The sequence below is a fragment of the Neorhizobium galegae genome (assembly GCF_017877055.1).
GTDB classification, from domain to species: domain Bacteria; phylum Pseudomonadota; class Alphaproteobacteria; order Rhizobiales; family Rhizobiaceae; genus Neorhizobium; species Neorhizobium galegae_D.
Genome location: NZ_JAGIPG010000007.1, coordinates 106,521 through 131,652, shown reverse-complemented (window position 1 = coordinate 131,652; position 25,132 = coordinate 106,521). Strand labels below are relative to the sequence as shown.

24 protein-coding genes and 2 pseudogenes are annotated in these 25,132 nt (G+C 59.8%); 23 read left to right on the top strand and 3 right to left on the bottom strand.

Features of this window, described 5'->3' with window-relative positions:
* Positions 1–26: 26 nt before the first annotated feature.
* From J2857_RS29795 to J2857_RS29760, 8 genes and pseudogenes are all read left to right on the top strand, one after another.
* Positions 27–1,604 (top strand): bifunctional 3-(3-hydroxy-phenyl)propionate/3-hydroxycinnamic acid hydroxylase, encoded by a 1,578-nt coding sequence (locus J2857_RS29795; RefSeq protein WP_210013674.1) that lies wholly within the window; start codon positions 27–29, stop codon positions 1,602–1,604.
* A 38-nt stretch (positions 1,605–1,642) separates the two neighbouring features.
* On the top strand, positions 1,643–2,491 hold the full coding sequence (locus J2857_RS29790; protein WP_210013673.1) for a fumarylacetoacetate hydrolase family protein: 849 nt from the start codon (positions 1,643–1,645) through the stop codon (positions 2,489–2,491).
* A 44-nt stretch (positions 2,492–2,535) separates the two neighbouring features.
* On the top strand, positions 2,536–3,516 hold the full coding sequence (locus J2857_RS29785; protein ID WP_210013672.1) for a Bug family tripartite tricarboxylate transporter substrate binding protein: 981 nt from the start codon (positions 2,536–2,538) through the stop codon (positions 3,514–3,516).
* Positions 3,517–3,564: 48 nt separating this feature from the next.
* Positions 3,565–4,203: a tripartite tricarboxylate transporter TctB family protein gene (locus J2857_RS29780; RefSeq protein ID WP_210013671.1), complete on the top strand. Its 639-nt coding sequence runs from the start codon at positions 3,565–3,567 to the stop codon at positions 4,201–4,203.
* The gene (locus J2857_RS29775; protein ID WP_210013670.1) at positions 4,203–5,705 is read left to right on the top strand and encodes a tripartite tricarboxylate transporter permease; all 1,503 of its coding nucleotides are present in this window, start codon (positions 4,203–4,205) and stop codon (positions 5,703–5,705) included. Before J2857_RS29780 ends, J2857_RS29775 begins: the two co-directional genes overlap by 1 nt.
* A gap of 151 nt (positions 5,706–5,856) precedes the next feature.
* A pseudogene (locus J2857_RS29770) lies at positions 5,857–6,090 on the top strand (IS6 family transposase); the annotation flags it as partial.
* A gap of 20 nt (positions 6,091–6,110) precedes the next feature.
* Positions 6,111–6,812: an IS6 family transposase gene (locus tag J2857_RS29765; protein WP_210013669.1), complete on the top strand. Its 702-nt coding sequence runs from the start codon at positions 6,111–6,113 to the stop codon at positions 6,810–6,812.
* 156 nt (positions 6,813–6,968) lie between these two features.
* The gene (locus J2857_RS29760; protein ID WP_210013668.1) at positions 6,969–7,166 is read left to right on the top strand and encodes a hypothetical protein; all 198 of its coding nucleotides are present in this window, start codon (positions 6,969–6,971) and stop codon (positions 7,164–7,166) included.
* Here J2857_RS29760 and J2857_RS29755 read toward each other — a convergent pair whose 3' ends face one another.
* The gene (locus tag J2857_RS29755; RefSeq protein WP_210013667.1) at positions 7,167–8,129 is read right to left on the bottom strand and encodes an AraC family transcriptional regulator; all 963 of its coding nucleotides are present in this window, start codon (positions 8,127–8,129) and stop codon (positions 7,167–7,169) included.
* A 110-nt stretch (positions 8,130–8,239) separates the two neighbouring features.
* Between J2857_RS29755 and J2857_RS29750 the strand changes: the two genes are divergently transcribed.
* The 5 genes from J2857_RS29750 (at position 8,240) to J2857_RS31335 (ending at position 11,814) form a co-directional block, all read left to right on the top strand.
* Positions 8,240–9,295 (top strand): aldo/keto reductase, encoded by a 1,056-nt coding sequence (locus J2857_RS29750; RefSeq protein WP_210013666.1) that lies wholly within the window; start codon positions 8,240–8,242, stop codon positions 9,293–9,295.
* Between the two features lie 35 nt (positions 9,296–9,330).
* A complete protein-coding gene (locus tag J2857_RS29745; protein ID WP_210013665.1) occupies positions 9,331–10,410 on the top strand; it encodes a zinc-binding dehydrogenase in 1,080 nt (359 codons plus the stop codon).
* A gap of 48 nt (positions 10,411–10,458) precedes the next feature.
* Entirely contained in the window at positions 10,459–10,824 is a 366-nt protein-coding gene (locus J2857_RS29740) for a hypothetical protein (RefSeq protein ID WP_210013664.1), read from the top strand.
* A gap of 127 nt (positions 10,825–10,951) precedes the next feature.
* A complete protein-coding gene (locus J2857_RS31340) occupies positions 10,952–11,323 on the top strand; it encodes a nucleoside hydrolase (RefSeq protein ID WP_281068666.1) in 372 nt (123 codons plus the stop codon).
* Entirely contained in the window at positions 11,320–11,814 is a 495-nt protein-coding gene (locus J2857_RS31335) for a nucleoside hydrolase (protein ID WP_210013662.1), read from the top strand. Before J2857_RS31340 ends, J2857_RS31335 begins: the two co-directional genes overlap by 4 nt.
* A 125-nt stretch (positions 11,815–11,939) precedes the next feature.
* Here the strand turns inward: J2857_RS31335 and J2857_RS29725 are convergent.
* Positions 11,940–12,131, bottom strand: a pseudogene (locus J2857_RS29725) (IS6 family transposase); the annotation flags it as partial.
* Positions 12,132–12,407: 276 nt separating this feature from the next.
* Here J2857_RS29725 and J2857_RS29720 point away from each other — a divergent pair.
* Entirely contained in the window at positions 12,408–13,892 is a 1,485-nt protein-coding gene (locus J2857_RS29720) for an ABC transporter substrate-binding protein (RefSeq protein WP_245364027.1), read from the top strand.
* A gap of 74 nt (positions 13,893–13,966) precedes the next feature.
* Here the strand turns inward: J2857_RS29720 and J2857_RS29715 are convergent, their stop codons facing one another.
* Positions 13,967–14,869: a LysR substrate-binding domain-containing protein gene (locus tag J2857_RS29715; RefSeq protein WP_210013661.1), complete on the bottom strand. Its 903-nt coding sequence runs from the start codon at positions 14,867–14,869 to the stop codon at positions 13,967–13,969.
* 40 nt (positions 14,870–14,909) lie between these two features.
* On the opposite strand from J2857_RS29715, the gene J2857_RS29710 reads away from it, so the two are divergent.
* The 9 genes from J2857_RS29710 (at position 14,910) to J2857_RS29670 (ending at position 25,099) form a co-directional block, all read left to right on the top strand.
* Positions 14,910–16,073 carry an NAD(P)/FAD-dependent oxidoreductase gene (locus tag J2857_RS29710; RefSeq protein ID WP_245364023.1) on the top strand — a complete coding sequence of 388 codons (1,164 nt, stop codon included), beginning with the start codon at positions 14,910–14,912 and terminating at the stop codon, positions 16,071–16,073.
* Positions 16,054–16,353: a (2Fe-2S)-binding protein gene (locus tag J2857_RS29705; RefSeq protein WP_210013660.1), complete on the top strand. Its 300-nt coding sequence runs from the start codon at positions 16,054–16,056 to the stop codon at positions 16,351–16,353. Before J2857_RS29710 ends, J2857_RS29705 begins: the two co-directional genes overlap by 20 nt.
* On the top strand, positions 16,350–17,726 hold the full coding sequence (locus J2857_RS29700) for an NAD(P)/FAD-dependent oxidoreductase (protein ID WP_210013659.1): 1,377 nt from the start codon (positions 16,350–16,352) through the stop codon (positions 17,724–17,726). Before J2857_RS29705 ends, J2857_RS29700 begins: the two co-directional genes overlap by 4 nt.
* Positions 17,723–18,844 (top strand): NAD(P)/FAD-dependent oxidoreductase, encoded by a 1,122-nt coding sequence (locus J2857_RS29695; RefSeq protein WP_210013658.1) that lies wholly within the window; start codon positions 17,723–17,725, stop codon positions 18,842–18,844. Before J2857_RS29700 ends, J2857_RS29695 begins: the two co-directional genes overlap by 4 nt.
* Positions 18,841–19,782 (top strand): ABC transporter permease, encoded by a 942-nt coding sequence (locus tag J2857_RS29690; RefSeq protein WP_210013657.1) that lies wholly within the window; start codon positions 18,841–18,843, stop codon positions 19,780–19,782. The genes J2857_RS29695 and J2857_RS29690 overlap by 4 nt, the downstream gene beginning before the upstream one ends.
* Positions 19,779–20,657 carry an ABC transporter permease gene (locus J2857_RS29685; RefSeq protein ID WP_210013656.1) on the top strand — a complete coding sequence of 293 codons (879 nt, stop codon included), beginning with the start codon at positions 19,779–19,781 and terminating at the stop codon, positions 20,655–20,657. Before J2857_RS29690 ends, J2857_RS29685 begins: the two co-directional genes overlap by 4 nt.
* 20 nt (positions 20,658–20,677) lie before the next feature.
* Complete coding sequence (locus J2857_RS29680) at positions 20,678–22,525, top strand: ABC transporter ATP-binding protein (RefSeq protein WP_210013736.1); 1,848 nt, start codon at positions 20,678–20,680, stop codon at positions 22,523–22,525.
* A gap of 91 nt (positions 22,526–22,616) precedes the next feature.
* Entirely contained in the window at positions 22,617–23,726 is a 1,110-nt protein-coding gene (locus J2857_RS29675) for an NAD/NADP octopine/nopaline dehydrogenase family protein (protein ID WP_210013655.1), read from the top strand.
* Positions 23,723–25,099: an MmgE/PrpD family protein gene (locus J2857_RS29670; protein WP_210013654.1), complete on the top strand. Its 1,377-nt coding sequence runs from the start codon at positions 23,723–23,725 to the stop codon at positions 25,097–25,099. Before J2857_RS29675 ends, J2857_RS29670 begins: the two co-directional genes overlap by 4 nt.
* Positions 25,100–25,132: the final 33 nt, after the last annotated feature.

The window sequence follows — 25,132 nt, the reverse complement described above, 5'->3', positions numbered from 1 at the left end:
CCGCTTCAGTTTGCAGAGGCTTTCCCGTGACGAACGAGAACGATATTTCGAACCGATATGACGTGCTGGTGGTGGGCTTCGGTCCGGCCGGTGCAGTTGCCGCCGGCATGCTTGGCGCACGGGGACATTCCACACTCGTTGTGGATCGGCTGACAGATATCTACGACAAGCCGCGCGCCATCGCGATTGACCACGAGATCCTGCGGCACTTTGACAATATGGGTATCGCCGACCAGGTGCTGCCATATATCGCGCCATTCACGGCCTCCCAGCATTTCGGCGCACAGGGACAACTTATCCGCCGCATCGACATGGTGCCGAAGCCTTATCCGCTAGGCTACACGCCGAGCATGGTATTCACCCAGCCGCCGGTCGAGGCTGTCATGCGGCAGCATGCCGAAAGCTTCGATTGCGTGACGGTCGAGCTTGGCACGGAAATGATCGGTCTCGATCCGCAGGCGGATGAGGTCTTCGCGACGCTGAAGGACGCCGCCGGCAAGACCCGGAACGTCGCGGCGAAATACGTGATCGGCTGCGATGGAGCATGGAGCCAGGTACGCGAACAGTCCGGCATAAAGTTCGAGGACCTGGTCTTCGACGAACCGTGGTTGGTGGTGGACGTGCAGGTTCATGAGGACGCCCTGGGCAAGCTGCCGCAGACATCGGCGCAGTTCTGCAATCCGGCACGGCCGACAAGCTATATCATGGGGCCGAAAAACCATCGCCGCTGGGAGATCATGCTCCTGCCGGGTGAAAATCCGCGCGAAATGGAAAAGCCGGAAAATGTCTGGCAGTTGCTGTCGCCCTGGCTGACCCCTGAAGAGGGCGACCTCTGGCGCGCAGCTGCCTATCGCTTCCATGCACTGGTGGCTGACGATTGGCGCCGCGGGCGCGTGCTCATCGCCGGCGACGCCGCGCACCAGCAGCCACCGTTCATCGGACAGGGCATGTGCCAGGGTCTGCGTGACGTTTCCAACCTCGTCTGGAGGCTTGATCGAATCCTGAGGGGGCAGTCATCAGAAGCACTGCTCGATACATATACGATTGAACGCAAGCGGCATGTGCAGACATTGACCGGCAAGATCAAGGCGATCGGCCAAACGATCTGCGAGCGCGATCCGGAAGCCGCTGCCGCACGCGATGCCAAGATTCTCGCCGATGGCGGCGGCAAGCCGCTCACCATTACCCGCCAGGAAATCGTCCCGTCCATTGAGGATGGATTGATCGCAAAAGAGGGCACCCCGGCACGAGGGTTGCTCTTCCCGCAGCCGGCGATCGTCGAAGGCGCTGCTCCGCGCCTGTTGGATAAGTTCACCGGACCGGAGTGGCGGCTGGTTCTCGATGGTCGCCGGATCGGGACGGGCGAGGGCGAAGCGCTGGCCGCAGCGATCGACGGGATCGTGGTCAAGGCCGTTGCCCCGCAAGGAGACGAGAATGCCGACCCGACGGTGCTTCGCGAGAAGGACGGCGTGCTTTCCGCATGGTTCGATCGCCATGGCGCGATCGCCGCGATCGTCCGTCCGGACCACTACGTCTTCGGCGCCGCGCAGAATGTCGAAGCGCTTCGCCAGCAGATAACTGAGCTGCACGCCCGGCTCGTTTGATGCGCTTTCGATAAAGAACCCTATTCAGGAGCAAGACAATGAGACTTTCCACCGTCAAGATCGCCGGCCGCACTACCTGGGGTGTTATCGAAGGCGAGACCTTCCGTGACGCAGGCGCAGCGCTCGCCGGCCGTTATGTCGACCTCAAGGCGGCGATCACGGCGAATCTCGCGGATGTTGCCGAGGCTGCCACTTCCGCCGCCGCCACGCCGATCTCCGAAGTCGAATGGCTGCCGGTCGTGCCCAATCCCGACAAGATCCTCTGCGTCGGCCTGAACTACGAGATGCATCGCAGAGAGACCGGCCGAACCGAAGTGGAAAATCCGACGATTTTCTCGCGTTACGCCAATAGCCAGACCGGTCATCTCGCACCGATCATCCGACCGAAGGTTTCGACCCATCTCGATTTTGAGGGCGAGCTTGCCGTCATCATCGGCAAGCCGGGCCGTTATATTTCCCGCGGCGAAGCGATGAGCCACGTGGCGGGCTATGCCTGCTATAACGATGGCAGCATTCGCGACTTCCAGTACCACACGCACCAGTTCACGCCGGGCAAGAATTTCCCCGATACCGGCGCGTTCGGCCCGTGGATGATGACGCCTGACGAGCTCGGCCCGCTGGCCGACCTGCGCCTGCAGACCCGCCTCAACGGTCACGTGGTCCAGGACGCGACCTTCGCCCAGATGATCTTCGATATCGCCCGCCAGATCGAATATTGCTCGAGCTTCACGCGCCTGGAAGCCGGCGACGTCATCGTCAGCGGCACACCCGGCGGCGTCGGCGCCAAGCGCACCCCGCCGCTCTGGATGAAGGCTGGCGATATTGTGGAGGTGGAGATCGACAAACTGGGAACGCTACAAAATTCTATTGTCGACGAGATCCGCTAACCCGATCAGCGCTCGGCGACCACAATAACCTGGAGGAGGATAGTATGCTAAAATTTTCGAGACGCATGATCGTAGCTTGCCTTGGCTCGCTACTAGCTTTCGGGGCGGCAGAAGCTGCAGACTGGCCACAACGACCGGTCACAGTCGTTGTATCCCAGGCAGCGGGAAGCAGCCCCGATGTTCTTGCCCGCATTATCACCGATAAGTTGTCGCGTACGTTGGGACAGCAATTCATCGTCGAAAATCGGCCCGGTGCCGGCAATGTCGTTGGTACACAGTCGGTCGCTCGTGCCAACGCCGATGGCTACACTTTCCTGTTCGGCACCTCGGCAGCCCTGGTCACCAACCCTTTTACGGTCAAGTCGCTTTCTTACGACCCTGCAAAGGACTTCATTGCCGTATCCAAGGTGGCCCGCAGCCACCTGCTGCTTCTGGTGAACCCCAAAATTGCGGCCAACAACCTGACCGAACTGCTTGCACTGGAAAAGGAAGCACCAGGCACGCTCAGCATTGCGGTGGACGGCCCTCGGAATATTTCCGGGCTGATCGCCCAGTCGATCAACAAGCAGTCCGGCTCCAAATTCGTGCTGGTGCCCTATAACAACATCAACAACGCCGTGCAGGATAGCATCACCGGCCGAACCCCGGTGACCATCCAGTCGGCGTCGGTGGTCGAAGCATTTATCAAGGATGGATCGCTGCGTCCTATCGCTGTGGCTGGCAACCAGCGGGTTCCGTCGCTCCCCGACGTGCCGTCGATCTCGGAGAACTTCAAGGATATCGATCTCCAGGGTTGGTTCATGGTGATGGCGCCCGCAGGTACGCCTGTGGCAATCGTAGACAGCATGAGTAAGGCCATTGCCAGGGCTCTAGCGGAGCCAGATGTTCTTGCTCGCGCTCCCACGCTTGGGTTTGAAATCGAGAGCGGCGACATTGTGACGCCGGCAGGTGCAAAAGCCTATCTCGACGCGCAACTGGTTTCCACGGGAAAGGTCATTCATTCCCTTGGCGTGGAGCCGAACTGAGCGGTTTCCCGTGACACGACGAGAAACTCGAAAGAGGGATGAAGCCATATGACCAGCCGACTGAAACATCGCGCAAAGGGGCTCAAGGCACCTCAAAACTTGGCAGGCGGTATCGCACTTGTATCGATTGCGGCACTGACACTGTGGCTTACCCGCGACCTCGATCCGGGTACGCTCAGCGCCATGGGATCGGGCATGTTACCCCATATGCTGGCATGGGCGGTCGGACTTTGCGGGGTCGCGCTGGTCCTATCGGCATTTTTGCACAGCGGTGAGCGTCTGGAGCGGGGGAATCTACAAGGCCCGCTCCTGATCATCCTCGCAATCTTTGCTTTTTCTGCAACTATCCGGCCTTTGACCATCGGGCCGGTGACGACACCGGGTCTAGGCCTCATCGTCGCAGTTCCAATCGCCATCATCATCGGAGGTATGGCGAGTGCCGAAGCGCGGATCCACGAGCTTGTGATGCTTTCGCTTGGGCTTACGCCCAGCTGCATGCTCGTGTTCTGCGATATGTTGAACCTTCCCATCCCGGTATTCCCGCAAGCTGTCATCGAAATATTTCCCGATGGCTGGGATGCGAAATCAATATTGCGGATCTCGGCGCTGGTCATGATCGCAGCCGCCGTAATGATCTTTTACACGAGCCGAAAGCCCGTTCTTGCCGATCGCGGGGAGAGCGAGTAATGGAAACGTTTCTTTCCAACCTGTCGCTCGGATTTTCCGTAGCGCTCGGACTTCAAAACCTTGGACTTGCCTTCCTGGGATGCCTCGTCGGTACGTTGATCGGTGTACTTCCCGGCGTGGGACCGGTCGCCACGATTGCCATGCTGCTGCCCATTACATTCAGTCTCGATCCTACTGGGTCACTGATCATGCTCGCTGGCATTTACTATGGCGCGCAATATGGCGGTTCGACCACGGCGATCCTGGTCAATATTCCCGGCGAAGCCACCTCAGTCGTGACGGCTATCGACGGTCACGAAATGGCGAAAAAAGGGCGCGCCGGAGCCGCCTTGGCGGTGGCAGCGCTCGGCTCGTTTTTCGCGGGCTCCGTCGCCACTCTTGTGATCGCTGCCCTAGGAGCGCCCCTTACGAAGATCGCTCTGATGTTCGGCGCGACAGAATATTTTTCCTTGATGATCATGGGTCTGGTGCTTGCCGTCGTTCTGGCCGGAGGTTCTGTCCTAAAGGCTGTTGCGATGATCCTAGTGGGCATACTTCTATCGACCGTTGGTACAGATTTGGAGACGGGCGATGAGAGGATGACCTTCGGCTTGATCTTTTTGTCAGATGGAATCGATTTCGCTGTGTTGGCGATGGGCATCTTTGGAGTGGCGGAGATCATGCGCAATCTGGCACAACCGGAGAGCCGCGACGTCGTCAGAAAGCCGATCGGTCGATTACTTCCAAACCGAGAAGAGCTTCGCCAGTCTTGGGCTCCGGTAGTCAGGGGAACGGTTATGGGATCCATACTTGGCATCCTGCCTGGCAATGGCGCAGTCCTGGCTCCTTTTGCCTCCTACGCGATGGAGAAGAAGCTTGCAAAGGACCCCACTCGTTTCGGAAAGGGTGCTATTGAGGGCGTCGCAGGTCCTGAATCGGCCAACAATGCCGGCGCACAAACCTCGTTCATTCCTCTGCTGACGTTGGGAATTCCGGGCAATGCGGTCATGGCGCTAATGGTTGGTGCGATGACAATTCAAGGTATTATTCCTGGACCTCAGGTCATGACCGGCAATCCAAGCTTATTCTGGGGTATGATTGCCTCCATGTGGGTCGGCAATCTGATGCTTCTCGTCATCAACCTGCCGATGGTCGGCCTATGGGTGCGGCTTTTGAAGGTCCCCTACCGGCTGATGTTCCCGGCAATCCTCGCATTCTGCTGCATTGGTATTTATTCTATAAACTCACTGCCGACCGATGTCATGTTTATAGGGCTATTCGGTTTTGTCGGCTACTTGCTGATCAAATGCGGCTTCGAACCAGCGCCTCTTCTGCTTGGCTTTGTACTCGGCAAGTTGATGGAGGAAAACATGCGCCGAGCGCTTATTCTATCTCGCGGATCTCTTTCGACATTCATCACCGAACCGATCAGTGCAGGTCTCCTTCTCGTTTCAGTCGTTCTGCTTGCCGCTGCGATTATTCCGAACGTTCGCAAGGGGCGAGACGAAATGTTCGTAGAGTAGATAAAATCCGTGCTGGATGCCCCGCCAGGCCAGCCAGGGCCAGCAAGGCGAGCAGCATAGGGATACCGACCCCCGCGTGACGGGACACGACGAGCAAAGCAAGAGGGTGATGTCAGATTAACTTGGGCTGAAAGGTTGCGGGTAACTCGCCGTGAGGAGCAAGAGCCCCGTCAGCTACAAGCGCCATCGGTTTCCTCCCGCTTTGATCGCCCATGCGGTCTGGCTGTATTTCCGATTTCCATTGAGCCGGCGTTTGGTCGAGGAGATGCTTTTGGAGCGGGGCATCGTCGTTTCCTATGAGACGATCAGGTGTTGGGCAAAGAAGTTCGGCCCCGACTATGCCTGCCGCTTGCGGCGGAAAGCGCCGAGCCCAAATGACGTGTGGATGGACTAGGATGCTCGGCCATGACTGACCGAGATCCTCTTTACCGCCGCCATCGTTTTCCCGCCGAAATCATCGGCCATGCCGTATGGCTCTATTTTCGGTTTCCACTCAGCCTGCGAATGGTCGAGGACATGCTGGCGGCCCGAGGGATCATCGTTTCGCATCAAACGGTCAGGCTGTGGGCGGAAAAATTCGGGCGAATCTTCGCCAACCAGATCCGTCGACGTTCGCGCGGCCAGCTCGGCGATAAATGGCATCTCGACGAGGCCGTCATTTCGATTGGAGGCGAGAAACATTGGCTGTGCCGCGCCGTTGATCAGGACGGATTTGTGCTGGAGGTGCTGGTGCAAAGCTGCCGCAACGCCAAGGCAGCCAAACGCCTGATGCGCAAGCTGCTGAAGGGCCAAGGCCGTGCGCCACGCGTGATGGTGAGCGACAAGCTCCGATCCTATGACGCCGCAAGACGAGAGATCATGCCGGGCGTCGAGCATCGATCCCACAAGGGGCTCAACAATCGAGCCGAGAATTCCCATCAGCCAGTGCGACAGCGAGAGCGGATCATGAAGCGCTTCAAGTCACAGAGACACTTGCAGCGCTTCGTCTCCATTCACGATCCGATTGCCAACCTATTCCACATCCCTCGCCACGACATTTCCGCCAGCCACCATCGCGAACTACGCGCCGCTGCCATGAACATGTGGGCGGTGATCGCTCGCATATAATCGCAGGTCGAGCAGGAGCACCAGCGGTCGCCTGACGGACGTTAAGTTTACGGTGCCTCAAGCTTCTATTCCGAGGGGGCATCGCACGGAAATCGAACGCGAAAGGAGGTCTGTGGAATAACGCCGACTGTCGAAGCGATCATGGCGGAGCGTGGCGTGACGTCGGAATTGTGGGTCGTCGACAGCTTCTACCATGAGCGGCTCGAGGCCGAAGACAAGCTAGCCGTCCTTCTCGAGAGCGGCCGGCTGAAGCCAGTCTGCAACGTCTACGAGGGATTTGAAATGCTGCCCGCGGATCTTGCGAGCCTGTACCAGAGCGGCCGGGCAAGAAAATTGCAGGTTCGCTTTGCCTGATCAGGCGGCCTGGATGGATCCGTCTTCGTATCGGTCCCCAAAATGAGGGTCGATATAGCTCCTCAGATCCTGTGGCGGATGCCCGAACATGCGCTTGAACGTCTGGCTGCAGGAGGTTCGCGACCGATATCCGTTGTCCTCTGCGATTGTCGCGAAGGCGAGATCCGTCTCGATTAGCGCCCGGCGAACCCGCTGCATGCGCCAGCGCGTCACATAGTCGAGAGGCGCTACCCCGACGACGGACTTAAACTTCTCCGCGAAAGACGACCTCGACATGCCCGCAGCCGACGCCATCGATGCGACCGACCAGTCAGCGGCCACATCGTTGTGAAAGCTGCGCATGGCGCGCGCGAGCTTGGGATCGGCAAGGCCGGCAAGCCAGCTTGCCTGGCCCGGACCGGTCTCGGCGAGATAAGCCCGGAGCGCCTGAACAAGAAGGATGTCGGCAAGACGGTCAACGATGACATTTTCCCCTGGTGCTCCTCCACCAGCCTCCAGTCCGAGCAGCTCCAGCGTTCTGCGCAATGGCCCGGCCGCTGGCGACGATGCCCTGATGTGAATGATCTGCGGAAGAGCGCTGCGAAGCCAGGCCGCGCCTTCCTCGTCAAAGACAAATCGGCCGCCGATCACGACCTTGTCGACCGGGCCCTCGCCCAACCGGATTGTTCCGTCTTGTCCCCGGGCGCCGGCAAAATAGACGTTCCCGTCGATTTCTGTCGCCTCGTCCGAGTTCGACGTTCTGTAGGGCAGGCCGTCCGTCAAAAGATAGCAGTCGCCGGGCCCAAGCTCTACCGGGGCCGAATTGCCCTCGACCCACAGCCGGAGGCTGCCCGAGAGAATCGCCCCAAACTTGATGTGATCGTATCCCGCGAACCTGAGAGCGTATGGGCCGGAAGATTCAAATCGGATCGTAGCAACGCGCTGGACTGTAAACATGGTCAGAATGTCGGATAGCGGATCCATTTCACACCTTTGGACGATTGGATACTCATAACGGACTATAGAATACGTATCGTCCATCGCGCAAGGTCTCAGGCGGTGTTATCTGTCTATCACCACCGCAGGAGAGACAGATGCAATACAGTCAGCTCGGTACGACAGGCACATTCGTTTCACGGCTCTGCCTCGGAACGATGACGTTTGGAGGTAATGCCAATCCCATCGGCAATCTGTCGTTGGAAGAGGCAGACCAGATTGTCGGCAGGGCGATCGATGCCGGTATCAATTTCATCGATACTGCAGACGTCTATACGGGCGGCGGTTCAGAAACTGTGCTTGGAGGCACGCTGACCGGTCGCCGCCAGAACCTGGTTCTGGCCACGAAGGTAAGTAGCCGCGTTGGACCCGGCCCGAACGATGTCGGGCAGTCCCGGACACATATTATGGCCGGTCTTGAGGCAAGCCTGCAGCGGTTGAAGACCGACTATATAGATCTCTACCAGCTCCACAATTTTGATCGTGTCACGCCGATGGAAGAGACACTCCGCGCCCTCGACGATGCGGTCCGGCAGGGAAAGGTCCGCTACATCGGTTGCTCGAACTATATGGCTTGGCAGGTCCTGAAGGCGCTTGGCATATCCGATCTGAACCGGTCGGCACGCTTTGTCTCCGTCCAGTCCTATTATTCGCTGGCTGGGCGCGACATCGAGCGTGAACTCGTTCCGGCGGTTACTGATCAGGGGCTTGGATTGTTGTGCTGGAGCCCGCTGGCAGGGGGTTTGCTCTCGGGCAAATTCGACCGCAGCGGCACTGAGGACAAGGACTCGCGACGCGCCAATCTTCAGTTCCCACCTGTTGAGACCGAGCGCGCGTTTGAAGTCGTCGATGTTCTTCGGGAGCTTGCTCCCAAGCATGCCGCGACGCCGGCGCAGATCGCGTTGGCCTGGCTCTTGTCTCGTAAAGCGGTGACGAGCGTCATCCTCGGCGTCAAGCGTCTTGGCCAGCTCGAAGACAATCTCGGAGCGACTGGCGTCTCTTTCGACGCGGACGACCTGCAACGGCTCGACTCGGTCAGCCGACTGACGCCGTCCTATCCGGGATGGATACAGACCTACCGTGCGAGTTCGCGCGTCCCGCAAGGTCATCCGTTCGCTGGTCCGAGCTGGGGACCGGGCGACGCGCCCATCTGATTTCTTAGCAATACGATCACATTAAGGAGATGACCATGAAAGCCTGGCAGATCGACGGGTTCGGAACCCCGTTTCAACTTCGCGAAGTCCCAACGCCGCAAGTCCGTCCGGGCAGCGTCCTTGTCAAGATCGAGACGTCTTCGCTGATGTCCTATTTGAAGGAGTATGTCGAGGGCAAGCTCCCAACATACCGGCCGCCTCACGGCGCCTTCACGCCGGGCGGCAATGGGTTTGGCACCATCGAGGCGGTTGGCCGCGACGTGTGGCACCTGAAGCCCGGCCAGCGCGTCGTTCTCTCTTCCCACCTCGTCACCAACGAGAATGTAGCCGACAAGACGCAGATCCTGATCGGCGTCACGAACTTCGGCGGCGCTGGCGAGGCCCAAATGGCCGACTGGCCCAACGGCACGCTGGCAGAATACGCGCTCTGGCCGGTCTCGGCGGTAACGCCCGCAGATGGCCTTGATCATATACCCGCGGAAGACTTCTCGATTTTCAGCCGCTGTGTCGTTCCTTATGGCGGCCTGGTGCGCGGACGTCTGTCGGCCGGCGAGACCGTCGTTATCAATGGCATCACAGGTGGCTACGGCACGTCAGCAGCACTCGTTGCTCTCGCCATGGGCGCCGGCAGGGTCATTGGATCCGGACGCAACGCCGCCAAGCTCGAGGCAATTTCCAAGGCGACGGGCGGCCGAGTGACGACAGTTCCGATGACGGGTGACGTCAAGGCGGATGCGGAGGCTTTGAGGGCAGCAAGCGGCGGTGGCGCAGAGCTTGCCTTCGACATGGTCGGCCAGGCAAATGATCCGAGCACGACGCTGTCGGCCCTTGGTAGCCTTCGCCGCAATGGCAGGCTCGTGCTGATGGGAAGCATGACCGTGCCGCTGCCAATCAACTACATGCAGATGATGGGCAACAATCTGGAGATCATTGGCCATTTCATGTACGAGGCGGACGCCCATCTCAAGCTCCTCAACCTACTCCGTATTGGGCGTCTCGATATGAGCCCGATCAAGGCGAAGGTGTACCCGATGAGCGACCTGCCTAACGCAATGGAAGTCGCCCGATCGGCCGACAGCCTCGAATGTGTGGTCGTCCGAAACGACCTCGGCTGAAATCTGCCGGGAACAATACGTGGAATCAATATCTGAAAGGAGAACGCGATGAAGGTCGCTGACATGGTATTTCGTCTTTATGTGGAGACGGACAAATTCGAGAGCACGATCGCATTCTATGAGACTGCCCAGGCGGCCGCATGCGAATTGAGGTTCGAAAACACCGAAAAGCGTGTCAAGGGCGCCAAGATCGGCAAGGTTTTGATACTCGCTGGCGCCAGGGAGGATTTGGCGACAGTCAACGATGTATCGGCAATTTTCTACGTGGACTCCCTTGATGCGTTTATTCCTTGGCTAAAGGATAACGGCGCAGCGATCCTGCATGATCCGGTGACCATACCCTTCGGCCGAAACATGACCGTCCGCAATCCCGATGGCCTCGTGGTCGAATATTTCGAAGCGAAGGCAAGTTAAGGCGCCGAGGTCAGCCGCCGTCAGGAAAGCCGACGACACCCCCTTGGTCGGGCAACCTGCTGGCGGCTGCACACCCGATCGTTAAAACTCCGAAGGAGCACTTTGCATGGCCTCAAGACGAATTGTGATGGACGTCGATACAGGAACGGATGACGCCGTGGCGATCATGTTCGCCGCGCTGCATCCAGACATCGATCTCGTCGCGATCACGACCGTTAACGGAAACGTTCCTCTGGAGCAGACGACCGACAACACGCTTCGGGTCCTGGAATGGATCGGACGAGGCGATATTCCCGTTTACGCGGGAATGAACAAGCAGATCGCTCGACAGGATTTTCCAGCTCCTAGGGCAAAGCGCCGCGATCCCAAGGTTCACATGCCAGTTCTGCCTCTACCGGAGCCGAAGGGAAGCCGTCAGGCGACGTCGGCACCTCAGTTTCTCGTCGACGCCTTTGCCGCAGATCCGGGTATGACGCTGGTCGCCGTTGCGCCTATGTGAACCTGGCAACCGCAATTGCGCTGGACCCCGCATTCGTCGGCAATGTCGGTGAACTTGTGATCATGGGCGGCGGCATCTTTCGCTCCAACATGACCGCCAGCGCCGAATTCAACGTGTGGGCAGATCCGGAAGCTGCCGCTGTCGTCTTTTCTGCAGGGTTTTCCAAGATTACCCTTATCCCATTGGACGCCACGCATCAGGCGCGGGTTTCACTCGCTCAATGCGCTGCTCTCCGAGAGCTTGACACGCCAGCATCCAAAGTGGCCGCCGAAGTTATCGAATTCCGGATCCACGGCTATCAATTGAACGCGCTGGCTGGAGAAGTTCCGGATTCAGCGCCCGTCCGCGACGCGCTGTGCATTGCAGCGTTGCTGGAACCTTCCGTAATCGATCTTCGCCGCGTGAATGTCGTCGTTGAGACGGTCGGTGAATACACGATCGGAGCAACTGTCATCGACCACGCCTTTCTGACCAAGCGGGAGCCGAACTAGATCAACCGCCTCAAGATGCTGAAGCGAGCAATGTACGGTCGCGCCGGCCCAGAACTGATGCGAGCGAGAATGCTGCCGATGAATCACAGAAATTGAGGATGAACCCGGTTAAATGCAAAACGACACCAGCGATTGATTGTACTGTGGTCGACCTCGAAGCCGCGCTCGCGGAACATCTCTTCCAGATCTCGATAGCTCAGCGGATAGCGCAAATACCAGGCAACCGTCTGCACAATCAGCCATGCCTCGAAATGCCTGCCTTTGAAATCATCCTTCGACTGGCGCTTCAGCTTCTCGGCAATGGCATTCAGAATCATCTGTTCGCTCCACGACATCGGGAGCGGCAATTTCCGCGCCTATGGTCAACAGCTCGTTAACCATCGAAATTTGCGACAGGCCCGGGAAAGTGATTGAGAAGCGCGTCGGCAGTCGGGGTATAACGTATTCGAATACACGCCCAAAGAAATCGACTTTGACACTTATACACGCGCATGTCTCTATCCTGCGAAAAACAGGAGGTGAACATGAGAATAATAAGCCGTAGACCCCTCAGAGTAGCCACAACAGTGATCGCTCTTGGTTTGGGTCCTGCTATGGCCGGCGCTGATACGCTAAAGGTCGGCATCAATGCGCCGGATATTTCAACTCTAGACCCGACGCGGGCAACCGCGACTGCGGATGTGACGCTTGTGTCGTGGATGTTTAACGGGCTGGTGCGCTTCCCGCCGGGAAGCGCCGATCCAGCGAGGATCGAGCCCGATCTGGTTGAAAGCTGGACCTCCTCGGCCGATGGGCTTGTGTGGACTTTCAAGCTTCGTCCGAATGTCAAATTCCACGGCGACTACGGCACGCTAAGCTCGGAAGACGTGGTTTTCTCCTTGATGCGCGCCAAGGACCCTAAGACATCATCATTCTCCAGCGATTTTGCCGGCGTAAAGTCGATTGATGCTGTCGATCCGATGACTGTCAGGATTACACTGAGTGAACCGGTACCCGGCTTTCTCGGGCTCATCGCCAATTATCATGGCGGCAATATCATCAGCAAAAAGGCCTTTGAAAAACTCGGCGCGGATTTCAAGAGCCGGCCGATCGGGACCGGGCCTTTCATGTTCGAAAGCGCGGTCACGCAGCAGGCCGTCAACCTGAAGGCTTTTCCCGGATATTTCAGGGGCGCGCCGAAGCTCGACGGTATCAGGTTTGACCTCATCCCGACAGACTCCAGCCGCGAGTTGGCGTTCCGTTCCGGCGAGCTCGATCTCATTTACGGCAAGCGCGAACAGCGCTGGGTAGACCAGGCAAAGGCGTGGGATGGTGCGGTCGTCGATATTTTCGCACCCGGCGAATATCGCACCGTATTCCTCAACAAGTCTCGTCCGCCTTTGGACAATGTGAAGGTCCGTCAGGCCGTCGCGCAAGCCATCAATGTCGACCAGATCGTGCAGTTCGTCGGCGCCGGCGTTGGCCCGAAAGGGTGTTCGGTCGTTCCTTCCGGCTATCTGGGAGAGGATTGCAGCTGGACCTATAAATATGATCCCGCCGCTTCGAAGAAGCTGCTTGCAGAGGCCGGGTTTCCCAAAGGCGTGCAGCTTTCGGCCGTCGTGTCCTCGAATTCGTCCCAGCTGCCGATCATGGAAGTCATCCAGGCCCAACTGGCAGAGGCGGGCATCGATCTGCAGATGAAGGTGGTCGATCATCCGACATACCAGGAACAGATCCGCAAGGACCTGGGCGACGTCGTGTTTTACGGCGCTGCGCGATATCCGGTAGCGGATAGTTATCTCAGTCAGTTCTACCATTCGGATGCTGCGATCGGAAAACCGACCGCCGTCACGAACTTCGGCCATTGCGATGCGGCCGATGCCGAAATCACCGCGGCGCGGCGGGCAACCTCGGATGACGAGCGGCTGAAGCAGTGGTCGGCCGCCCAGAAGAAGATCTTCGAGCAGGTGTGCGCGGTCCCGCTTTTCAGCCTGATGCAGGTCTGGGTACACAGCAAGGCGCTCGATTACGGCTATGAACTGAGGGGCTCGCTCAATCTCGCTCCGCCGATCACCGAAAAGACGACGCTGAAACGCTGAACGATCAAACTCCCCTGTCTGGCCTCGGCCTGGGCGTCCGCATTCGTGCGGATGGCACAGTCCGGGGCCTTTTGTCATGGAGCGATCGTCGTGCTCAGTGCCGCGGAATGTGCGGCGGCTACGAAATCCGCGACGAGGCTGCTGTTGCGGGCGCGAACCGGCCGGACGATCTCGTATTCGAACGCAATTTCAGGAACGAAGCGACGGATGGCCACCCGGTCGGCGACAATTTCCATGGAGAGGGGATCGCCGATTGTCACACCGAGTCCGGCGGCTACAAATTCGGCGACATTCGGTGCTGTCGTCGCTTCAATAACGATCCTGGGCCTCAGTCCATAAGCGTCAAACGCTGCATCCACCTTCCTGCGCATCATGCTTGTCGGTCCGAAGGCAATGAATGGTTCGTCTGCAAAGTCGGGCGGGGTCAATTCCTTTTTCTCGCAAAGGCGGTGCCCTTTCGGGAGTATCGCCACCGCCGGCGGGCTCTTGAGAGCTTCACCGACCACCGACGGATGTTCCAGCCCGCTGATGACCATCACCACGTCGAGCCGGCGAAGGAGGACAGCCTCGGTCAGAAACTGTGAACTCCTCGCTTCGACCGACACGAAGACATCGGGGTGGCGGGCTCGGAACAATTTGAGGACCCTGGTTATGAACGGCCCGGACAGCGCCGGCATCGTTCCTATGAGCAGCTGTCCGTGTTCTTCGCGGCGGATGGCCTCCACTGCGCGCGCAAGCTGATGAACTCCACCGAAGATGCGTTCAACCTCTTCGTAGAGCCGCATTCCGCGGCCTGTCGGCACAAGCCGGCCGCTGTCGCGCTCGAACAGTTGCAACCCGGTATCTGCCTCCAGATCCTGGATGAGCTTGCTCGCGGCCGGTTGCGAGATGCGCAGGATTTCCGATGCCCTGCTCACCGTACCGGCCTCGACCACGGCCATCAGGGCCTCCAGTTGCCTCAAGCTGGGATTTCTCATTGGTATAACCCTCACGAATACCAGGGCAAAGTAAGCGACTTTGACTTTCTACCTCTCGGCGCTGATTGTGACAAGAAAGAAGGGGAGAAACGACTTGGACGCAGACGTCATCATTATCGGCGCGGGTGTGGTCGGCGCGGCACTGGCATATGGAATGGCGCTGAAAGGTAAGCGCGTCATCGTTCTGGACGGAGCGGATCGCGACCCGCGTGCTGCCCGGGCAAATTTCGGCCTGGTCTGGGTTCAAGGCAAGGGGTCCGACGCGCCTGCCTATAGTACGTTGACCCGGCAGAGCTCGGATCTTTGGCCCGCATTCAGGGATGAACTTTCGACGGTCGCTGCCGATCGCGTGGACTATGAACGGCCCGGAGGGCTGGTCTACTGTCTGAGCGAAACGGAGTACGCGAACCGGGCCGCCATCAACGAACGAACCCATAATCAGGGTGCGCAGGCCGACACGGAAATGATCGAGCGCGGTGCGCTGGAGCGCATGCTGCCTGCGGTGGGCTTGGGTCCCGATGTCGTTGGTGCCAGCTACTGCAAGCTCGATGGCCATGTGAACCCGTTGCAGCTTCTGGCGGCCTTGCATCGCGCGATCATGCTTCTCGGGGGAAAGATCGAATTTCGCAGTCCGGTCAAAGCGATCTCACCAGTCTCCGGCGGGTTCCGCGTGATCGTACTACATGGCGAGTTGCAGGCGCCGCGCGTCGTCGTTGCCGCGGGGCTTGCAACGCCGGCGCTGACCGAGCCGCTTGGATTGGCCATGCCGATGAAATCGGAGCGGGGGCAGATCCTTGTCACGGAGCGCATCGCGCCCATCCTGCCTTTTCCCGGTAGTGGCTTGAGGCAGAGTGCCGACGGCACGGTGATGATCGGCGCCACGAACGAGAAGATTGCCGATACGAGCGTCACGGCGGCGTCGGCAACCAAACTGGCGCAAAGGGCGACGCGGATCATCCCGGCGCTCGGGTCGGCCCGGCTTGTCAGGCAGTGGGCGGGTCTCCGTGTCCTTCCGCTCGACAAGACGCCGATCTATGCGGAATCGACGGACTATCCGGGTCTCTTCGCGGCAGCCTGTCATTCGGGCGTGACGCTTGCTGCGGTTCATACCGCGGTCATTGCGCCGGCCATGGCCGGCGGCCATCTGCCCGAGGATCTGGCAGCTTTTTCCAATGGAAGATTCAATGTTCAAAAGTGTGCATGAAAGGCCTGGAAAGGCTTCGGACATGACCGTCCTCGTCAATGGCGTCGAAATCGGCGCCTGGAATGGCGAGACGGTGGCAAGCGTATTGTTGCGTGCTCCTGGAGCCGGACGAGGATCGACCGTCAGTCGAACCCCTCGGTTGCCCTATTGTCAGATGGGCGTCTGTTTCGAATGTCTGGTGACCGTCGATGGCAATGCCTCGATGCAGGGCTGTCTCGTTCCGGTCGCGCCGGGCATGAGGATCGAAAGCCAGCACGGGCCGCGGGAGATCTCGAAATGAAATACGATGTGGTGGTGATTGGTGCCGGGCCAGCCGGCATGTCGGCTGCAATCCGGCTCCGGAAAAACGGTTCCTCCGTTGTGGTAATCGACGAGCAGCCCGCACCGGGCGGCCAGATCTGGCGCGGCGTTGAGCGCAATTCCGGGCCGATGGCCGAGGCTTTGGGTACTGATTATCGCGAGGGAGCCGCGCTGGTGCAGGCCTTTCGTGCCTGCGGCGCCGATTATATGCCCGAGACCCAGGTCTGGCAGATCGAAGAAGGCTGGCACCTGTTCCTGACGTCAGGAGGAAAGGCCCGCCGCATCGGCGCGCGCGTCGTTCTGCTCGCGAATGGCGCCCAAGAAAGGCCGGTACCTTTCCCGGGCTGGACTCTTCCGGGCGTAATGACGGTCGGGGCGGCGCAAATCCTGCTCAAGTCCGGAGGGATGCTGCCGCAAGGCGACGTATGGATTGCAGGCGCCGGGCCGCTGCCGCTGCTTTATGCGACCCAGCTCCTCGGTCTCGAAGGGCGTATCGCGGGTTTCCTCGATACGTCGCGCAAGCCAGGTCTCGCGGCTCTGACAAAGCTTACTGGTGCGTGGCGCGACATCCTCGGCTTGTTGAAGGGAGCACGTTGGCTTCGCGATTTGCGCAAGAGCGGCAAGATGGTGCGCGGTTTCCATGACCTCCGCGCTGGGGGCGATGGGCGGCTGCAATATCTGGAATGGCTGTCGGCGGGCGAGCGACGCAAGGTAAAGGCCGACATTCTCCTCGTGCATGAAGGCGTGGTACCGCGCATCCATGAGACCATGGCGCTCGGATGCGCCCATGAATGGAATGAGCTGCAGAACTATTTCACTCCGCAGCTCGACGGATGGGGCGAAACCAGCAAGGCTGGACTGTTCGTTGCAGGCGACGCCGGCGGCATTGGCGGTTGGCTGGCGGCGACGCTGTCCGGCGAAATCGCGGGACTTGGGATCACCAAGCATCTCGATGCTTCCTTCGATGCGGAAGGTGAACGGCATAAAGCCGGTCTGGACAAGCGCCTTGCGAGCGCGCGTGCGTTGCGCCCGTTTCTCGATGCGCTCTATCCGCCGCCGATGGCCAGCATTGCAGACGAGGTGATCGTCTGTCGCTGCGAAGAGGTAACCGCTGCGCAGATCCGTTCCGTCGCCAAGGTCAGCGCGCCGGATCCCAACGCGGTGAAGGCTGCGACCCGTTGCGGAATGGGACCCTGCCAGGGCCGGCAATGCGGATATACGGTTCAGGCGCTGGTCGCGGAAGCGCACGGAATCCCGCCTCGCGACGTCAGCTTCTTCAACATTCGCCCGCCGCTCAAGCCTGTGACGCTCGGCGAGATCGCGGCGCTCGGTGATCTGGAAGACGTATCATGAATGCGGATCTTCTGGTCATCGGCGGAGGGCTGCATGGTCTGTCGGCGGCCCTGCAGTCGGCGCGGCGCGGCGTGTCGGTCATTCTTGTGGAGAGGCATTTTCTCGGCCGGCATGCTTCGGGGGCCACTGCCGCGGGGGTCCGCACGCTCGGGCGGGATCCGGCTGAACTGCCGCTCAGTCTAGAGGCTGCCGGGATCTGGCACGAGATGAACGCGCTGGTGGGCGACGACTGCGGTTTTATCGCCTGTGGGCAGTTGCAGGTCGCGGAGGACGAGGTTGCGCTAGCCAAGATCCAGGCCCGCATTCGTGGTCTGGTAGGCAAAGGCTTTGCGCACGAGAAGGTCATCGGCCGGGATGAGATGCGGGAACTCGTACCCGATCTTTCACCTCACTGTCTTGGTGGCGCCTGGGTGGCCGGCGACGGATCCGCCGACCCGCACCGCACGATCATCGCCTTCCGCGATGCCGCGTTGCGCGCGGGCGTGAAGATCGTCGAACAATGCCTGCTCACCGGCCTTCAACGCCATTCCGGTCGATGGATCGCCGAGACGTCAGCCGGCGTCATCGAGGCGGGAACCGTCGTCAATGCCGGCGGGGCCTGGGCAGACCGGGTCGCAGAGCTGGCCGGGGAGCCTGTCCGCCAATCCATTCGCACCTCGATGATGGTCGTGACGGAGCGCACGCAGGCGCGCGTCAAGCCGGTCGTCAGTTCGCTCGGGAGAAAGCTCTCCTTCAAGCAGACCGCTCAAGGGACGATGGTGATCGGCGGTGGATCGCAGGGCCGGCTTGCCAGCGACCGGCAATCGGCGAGCGTCGATTTCGTGGCGCTGGCAGCATCGGTCGGCGCCGCTGTGCGTTTGTTTCCTGCGCTGAAGGGCTTGCGTATCGTTCGGACCTGGGCTGGCATGGAAGCCATGACGGAGGACCACCTGCCGGTCATCGGGTTCTCGCGCAAGGCGACCGGCCTCATTCATGCCTTCGGATTTTCCGGCCATGGTTTCCAGCTTGTACCCTCGGTTGGCAGGGTGGTTGCCGATCTCGTCTGCGAAGGCCGGACCAATCTCGACCTCGGCGCCTTTGACGTCGAACGCCTTGCCAAGGAAAGGGCAGTTGCATGATCGGCTATGTGATACGGAGACTTCTCCTGGCCATTCCAACATTGCTTGCAATGCTGACCATGGTCTTCATTCTGGTCCGGCTCGTTCCGGGCGATGCCGCCGTCGCCATGCTGGGCGATCGGGCAAGCGCGCAGACACTGCAGAACCTTCGGGCGCAGCTCGGTCTCGATCAGCCCATTCCGGTTCAGTATGTGCGCTTTGTCACCGACATGCTCAGCGGTGATTTCGGTCGCTCGATGACGAGCGGCCGCACGGTTCTGGAAGAAGTGGCGCTGGTTCTTCCCTATACGCTGGAACTGGCGCTGGCCGCGATGTTGATCGGGACGCTCCTCGGCATTCCGCTCGGCGTCGTGGCGGCGGTCAGACGCAATCGGTGGCCGGACTATGTCAGCCGGATCCTGTCTCTCGTCGGCCTGTCCTTCCCGGGCTTCGTCTCCGGCATATTGATGCTCCTCGCCTTCGCGGTCTGGCTGCAATGGCTTCCGGTCATGAGCAGGGCCTCCACAGATCCGCTTAGCCATCTGCGCAGCCTTGCTCTTCCGGCCCTCAATCTCGGGCTGATCATGACGGCCTACATCGCGCGGGTGACTCGTTCATCAATGCTGGATGTGATGGGTGAGGACTACATCCGGACAGCGCGGGCCAAGGGGGTAAAGCCGAGCAAGCTCATCATGCGGCATGCTCTCGGCAATGCCCTGATCCCCATCGTGACGGTGGTCGGACTGTATTTCGGCACGCTGATTGGTAATTCCGTGCTGACCGAGATCGTCTTCACGCGGCCCGGTCTCGGCAAGCTGATCCTCGGCGCCCTCCAGTCGCGCGATTACACCCTTCTCCAGGGTTTGATGGTGGTCTTCGCAACGTTCGTGATCCTCGTGAATACCGCAACCGACCTGATCTACGCTCTCGTCGATCCCAGAGTGAGTTATGCGCAATGACCGACTTTGCCATTTCCCAAAGCATGCCGGCCAGGCAATCCAGCCCTGTCTTGAGGGCTCTCCGCCGCAATCGTTTCGCCTGGATCGGTATCGGCTTGTTGGCCTTGATCGTTCTGGTGGCGATCTTTGCCCCGGTCTTCGCACCCTATGACCCGCTCAAGCAGAACATCCTTCATCGCCTGAGCCCGCCTTCAGCGGATTTCTGGTTCGGTACCGACAGTTACGGCCGCGACGTTCTCTCGCGTCTGCTTTATGGCGCGCGGATCTCGCTTTCCATCGGCTTTTTGTCCGTGCTGATTGCCATGGTTGTCGGATCGGCGCTCGGAATCCTGGCCGGCTATATTGGCGGGGTCTTCGACCAGATCGTTATGGGCATCGTCGACGTGATGCTTTCCTTCCCGACGCTTCTCCTCGGCCTCATGGTCGCTGCGATGCTGGGTGCGAGTTTCGAGAACCTCATCATCGCCATCGCGATTACCGAGACGGCACCATTCGCACGTGTTGCGAGGGCACCGACGATCGCCATGAAGCGCCGTGATTTTGTCGAGGCCGGCAGGTCTCTGGGTTATACGCCCCTGCACATCATGCGGGTGCATATTCTCCCCAATATCCTGTCGGACATCGTTGTCGTGGCGTCTCTCTGGATGGCGTCGGCGATCCGTACCGAAGCATCGCTGGCCTTTATCGGTCTCGGCGCCCTTCCGCCGACGGCGACCTGGGGCGGGATGATCCGCGAAGGGTTCGACAATATCCTGAGCGCATGGTGGCTGGTTGTCTTCCCGTCGCTCGCCATTCTTCTGACGGTGCTTGCACTGAACATTCTTGGTGATGCGCTCCGCGATGCGATCGATCCCAAAACAAGGAGCCAGGGATGAACCTGATCAGCGAAAGCCCGATGCACTATTCTGGCCAGAAAACAGGGTTCACCGCACCGGCTCGCGAACCGGTCCTGTCGGTCCGCAACCTCAATACGTCCTTCAGGACCGGCGACGGATGGAAGAACGTAGTCCGCAACATCTCGTTCGATATCGCCGCACGGGAGACGGTCGCGATCGTCGGCGAGTCCGGTTCCGGCAAGAGCGTGACCTCGCTTTCGATCATGCGACTGCTGGCTGCGGAATCGAGCCGGATCGAAGGGCAGGTCATGCTCAATGGCCGCGACCTGCTTTCGCTGCGGGAAGAGGAAATGCGGCGCGTTCGCGGTAACGACATTTCGATGATCTTCCAGGAACCGATGACCTCGCTCAACCCGATCTTTTCGGTCGGAAAGCAGATTGCCGAGGCACTCACCGTCCATACGGACATCACCGAGGCCGCGGTAAAAGCGGAAGCTATCCGGCTGCTCGAAAAGGTCCGCATTCCAAATGCTGCAAGCCGTTTCGACGAATATCCACATCAGTTCTCCGGGGGCATGCGCCAGCGCGTCATGATCGCCATGGCTTTGGCTTCCAGGCCCAAGGTGCTGATTGCCGACGAGCCGACCACCGCGCTCGATGTGACGATCCAGGGGCAGATCCTCGATCTGATAAAGACGCTTCAGGACGAGGAGGGCATGGCGGTGCTCTTTATCACGCACGATATGGGCGTGGTGGCCGAGGTCGCCGATCGTACCATCGTTATGTATCGCGGCGATGCGGTCGAAGCCGGCAAGACCGAGGACATCTTCCATCGTGGTCAACATCCATATACCCGCGCACTGCTGTCAGCGGTACCGAAACTGGGCTCGATGGGTGGACGCGACCTGCCGCTTCGGTTTCCCACCGTTGATATGACGACGGGGCAGCAGGTTGCTTTAGCAGAGGTATACGACACTGTCGCACGCACGAAGAGACCGATCCTCGAAGTCAAGGATCTGACGACCCGCTTTCACATCCGATCCGGCGCGTTCGGCCGAAAGACAGGAGCGGTGCATGCGGTCGAGAATGTTTCGTTCGAACTCTTCGAAGGCGAGACGCTGTCGATCGTCGGGGAATCGGGCTGCGGCAAATCGACGGCCGGGCGCTCGGTCACGCGGCTCATCACGCCGACCGGTGGCAAGGTCACGGTCGACGGCCAGGACGTCATGAAGCTCAGCCAGTCTGCGCTTCGGGCGATGCGCCGATCCATCCAGATGATCTTCCAAGACCCCTATGCGTCGCTCAACCCACGCATGAGCATCGGCGCGGCAATCATGGAGCCCTTTCTCCAGCATCGCCTCGGAACGAAGAGCGAGGCCCGTGACAAGGCTGCGATGCTCCTGGAAAAAGTGGGCCTGTCGGCCGATATGATGGCACGCTTCCCGCATGAGTTTTCAGGCGGCCAGCGCCAGCGTATCGCCATTGCCCGCGCCCTGATGCTTGACCCGAAGGTGATCGTCGCGGACGAGGCGGTGTCGGCGCTCGATGTCTCGATCAAGGCGCAGGTCTGCAATCTGCTTCTGGATCTGCAGCAGAGCCTCAATCTCGCATTCCTGTTCATCAGCCACGACATGGCCGTCGTTGAACGGGTCAGCCACCGCGTCGCCGTCATGTATCTCGGGGAGATCGTCGAAATCGGCCCGCGCGCGGCGGTCTTCGACAACCCCCAACACGAATACACTAGGAAGCTGATGGCGGCCGTGCCGGTGCCCGACCCGGCACGGCGCAGGGTCAAACGCAACATGGTCGTCGATGAACTGAAGAGCCCTGTCCGGCCCGTCGGATACCAGCCGGCGGTGCGGCAGTATCGCGAAGTGTCGCCCGGTCATCTCTATCGGGTCGATTGAAGTCTCTGGAAACACGATGTCCGGTTGATCGGGCCGGAAATCGAAGGCCGCTTCGGCCGTCCTACCAGGCTGAGTAAAAAGGAAAATCACGATGCGTGTAGGTATTGCCGGAGCCGGCGCTATCGCCATGGGATATGCCGCATTTCTTTCCGGAAACGGGCATGCGGCATGGCTGTGGTCTCCTTCGGGAAATGGTACGAGGGAACTTCGCGAAGGCAAGGCCCTGCAGGTGTCGGGAGCCATCGAAGGAGAGTTCCATCCTCAGGTGGCTGAGGGAGCTGCGGATTTGGCGAAGTGCGATGTCATCGTCCCGGCCTTGCCCGCCTATGGTTACCGGCGCGTTCTGGACGAACTCGCAGGCCATCTGGAAGCCCGCCATACCGTCGTCATCAGCGCGCATCTCTCATTCGCCGCGCTCTATCTTGCGAAGAAGCTGAGCGAGCGTGGGCTTCAGATTCCGATCGCTGTCTGGAACACGACACTGCTGACGGCCAAGGCGCAATCGAGATTGCATGTCAAGGTCGGCGCAATCCGCTCGAAGGTCGATATGGCGGCCGTGCCTGTTCGGAGCGCGGATAGTGCTTACAAGGTATGTGCCGAGGTCTTCGGCGACAGGTTCCTGCTCAAGGACGATCTCCTGACGATCGCGCTCAGCAATCTCAACCCGCAGAATCACATGGGTATCGCGCTCTGCAATCTGACGCGGATCGAACGGGGAGAGACGTGGGGACAGAACTCCAACATGACACCTGCCGTCGCGAGATTGCTGGAACAGCTGGACCAGGAACGGATCGCCATCGCTTCGGCATTCGGCAAGACGGTGCGCACCATCTTTGATCATTCGGCCTTGTCCCACGGCGTTTCGGGAAACTCGGTGGCGGAAATCTACGCTAATCTGGCAGCCAGTGGCAAAGACCCGCAAGGCCCGAAAGATATCAACACACGGTATGTCCTCGAAGACGTGCCCTTCGGTGTCATGCCGATGCTGCATCTCGCGCGAATTTCCGGGGCAAGCGCGCGGCTGCATGAATCTGGGGTTGAGTTGCTCGAGGCATGCTACGGGCGCGATTTTGCCGCGGAGAACGATATCCTCGGCGAACTTGGACCGCTGGACGGCGACCGTCTCCGACGGCTGGTCGTGGAAGGTTACCCTGCCCGTTCTTCGGCTAACGGGACCCGAAAAGAAGCTGCATCACAATGAGCGGGACATCTGACGAGGTGAATGAAGGTTTCCATCAAAACAGCATCCTGGCGTGTATTGTATCCTACGTCGATACGGCGCGGCAGGAGCCGGTGGGGGATCTTCCCCGTCAGGCCGCTTTAAGATGCGTTCTCGATCTCCTCGGCGCCGCCGCCTCGGGGATCAGCCAGCCCGGCGTGCTTGCGGCTCGAAAAACGGCTTTGGTAACAATGGCCGCCGGTGACGTGCCAATCTGGTTTTCCGGTACGACCAGTTCGGTTGTCGGTGCAGCCTGGGCAAACAGTGCCGCGGCGGCCGCGCTGGACCTGGACGACGGGCATCGACTGGCGCGCGGTCATCCGGGCGCGGCAGTCATTCCCACAGCACTTGCCATCGCCAGTGAGACGGACGCCTCGCTGGAAGATACCCTTCGTGCAATCATCGTAGGCTACGAGGTCGGCGTCACCATCGGTGCCGCGCGCACCACTTACGGCAATACCGGGACGTGGTCGTCCTACGCTGTGGTCGCCACGGCAGCCGTTCTGCGCGGCACCGCGCCCGAGATACTGACGCATGCCCTGGCGATTGCCGGCGAAAGTTCACCCAACCAGTTGTTTGCCAGCGCGCCGGCGCCTCGAAATCCGGCTCCTGAAGGGAGCGATGTGAAAGAAGGCATACCGTGGTCTGTGGTGACGGGGCTGGTTGCCTTGAGCCTCGCCGAAGCGGGACATACCGGACCGCGCAACATCCTCGACAGCACGCGACATTACAGGTTTTCCGAGGATCTCCGGCTCGGCGTCAATCCGCATATCTGCAATACCTATTTCAAGCTCTATGCATGCTGCCGTCACATACACGCGCCGCTTGACGCCATGCTTCAAGTCGTAGGTCGGTATTCGATCGATCCGCATTCAATCGACGCCATCGAGGTCGAGAGCACCGGCGGTGCATTGCGCATCTCGAACCGGGATAACCCGACAAATCTTGTCGATGTGCAATACAGCATCCCGTATTGCCTTGCGCTTGCGACCCTTCAGGGGCCTCAAGCGCTTCTGCCGCCGACACCAGCAGTCCTGGGGCAAAACGCAGTCGTCGATCTGGCCCGAAAAGTCACACTGTCAGTAAACGCGGATTTCGATGCTCGCTTTCCTGCCGAAACATTGGCTCGGGTCACTGTGACGGTGAAGGGTCGGCATTTCGTTTCGGATGTTACCGCTCCGAAAGGGGAGGCAAGTGGTCCCCTGTCGTCGGCTGAACTCGAGGGCAAGTTTCGTGCTGCGACAAGGTTCTCGCTAAACCCGGCTCGGCAGGACGAAATCATTGCATCGATCAACAAGGCTTTCTGTGTTGATACTTCGAAGTCACTACCGCCCCTGCATTCAGTTTTGAGATAAACGAGCTCTCGCTTATACGGGGTCAGAACAAGA

Coding starts and splice junctions, on each gene's coding strand:
- J2857_RS29790 (WP_210013673.1), top strand. CDS start 1,643: ATGAGACTTTCCACCGTCAAGATCGCCGGCCGCACTACCTGGGGTGTT.
- J2857_RS29785 (WP_210013672.1), top strand. CDS start 2,536: ATGCTAAAATTTTCGAGACGCATGATCGTAGCTTGCCTTGGCTCGCTA.
- J2857_RS29780 (WP_210013671.1), top strand. CDS start 3,565: ATGACCAGCCGACTGAAACATCGCGCAAAGGGGCTCAAGGCACCTCAA.
- J2857_RS29775 (WP_210013670.1), top strand. CDS start 4,203: ATGGAAACGTTTCTTTCCAACCTGTCGCTCGGATTTTCCGTAGCGCTC.
- J2857_RS29765 (WP_210013669.1), top strand. CDS start 6,111: ATGACTGACCGAGATCCTCTTTACCGCCGCCATCGTTTTCCCGCCGAA.
- J2857_RS29755 (WP_210013667.1), bottom strand. CDS start 8,129: ATGGATCCGCTATCCGACATTCTGACCATGTTTACAGTCCAGCGCGTT.
- J2857_RS29750 (WP_210013666.1), top strand. CDS start 8,240: ATGCAATACAGTCAGCTCGGTACGACAGGCACATTCGTTTCACGGCTC.
- J2857_RS29745 (WP_210013665.1), top strand. CDS start 9,331: ATGAAAGCCTGGCAGATCGACGGGTTCGGAACCCCGTTTCAACTTCGC.
- J2857_RS29740 (WP_210013664.1), top strand. CDS start 10,459: ATGAAGGTCGCTGACATGGTATTTCGTCTTTATGTGGAGACGGACAAA.
- J2857_RS31340 (WP_281068666.1), top strand. CDS start 10,952: ATGGACGTCGATACAGGAACGGATGACGCCGTGGCGATCATGTTCGCC.
- J2857_RS29720 (WP_245364027.1), top strand. CDS start 12,408: ATGGCCGGCGCTGATACGCTAAAGGTCGGCATCAATGCGCCGGATATT.
- J2857_RS29715 (WP_210013661.1), bottom strand. CDS start 14,869: ATGAGAAATCCCAGCTTGAGGCAACTGGAGGCCCTGATGGCCGTGGTC.
- J2857_RS29705 (WP_210013660.1), top strand. CDS start 16,054: ATGTTCAAAAGTGTGCATGAAAGGCCTGGAAAGGCTTCGGACATGACC.
- J2857_RS29700 (WP_210013659.1), top strand. CDS start 16,350: ATGAAATACGATGTGGTGGTGATTGGTGCCGGGCCAGCCGGCATGTCG.
- J2857_RS29695 (WP_210013658.1), top strand. CDS start 17,723: ATGAATGCGGATCTTCTGGTCATCGGCGGAGGGCTGCATGGTCTGTCG.
- J2857_RS29690 (WP_210013657.1), top strand. CDS start 18,841: ATGATCGGCTATGTGATACGGAGACTTCTCCTGGCCATTCCAACATTG.
- J2857_RS29685 (WP_210013656.1), top strand. CDS start 19,779: ATGACCGACTTTGCCATTTCCCAAAGCATGCCGGCCAGGCAATCCAGC.
- J2857_RS29680 (WP_210013736.1), top strand. CDS start 20,678: ATGCACTATTCTGGCCAGAAAACAGGGTTCACCGCACCGGCTCGCGAA.
- J2857_RS29675 (WP_210013655.1), top strand. CDS start 22,617: ATGCGTGTAGGTATTGCCGGAGCCGGCGCTATCGCCATGGGATATGCC.
- J2857_RS29670 (WP_210013654.1), top strand. CDS start 23,723: ATGAGCGGGACATCTGACGAGGTGAATGAAGGTTTCCATCAAAACAGC.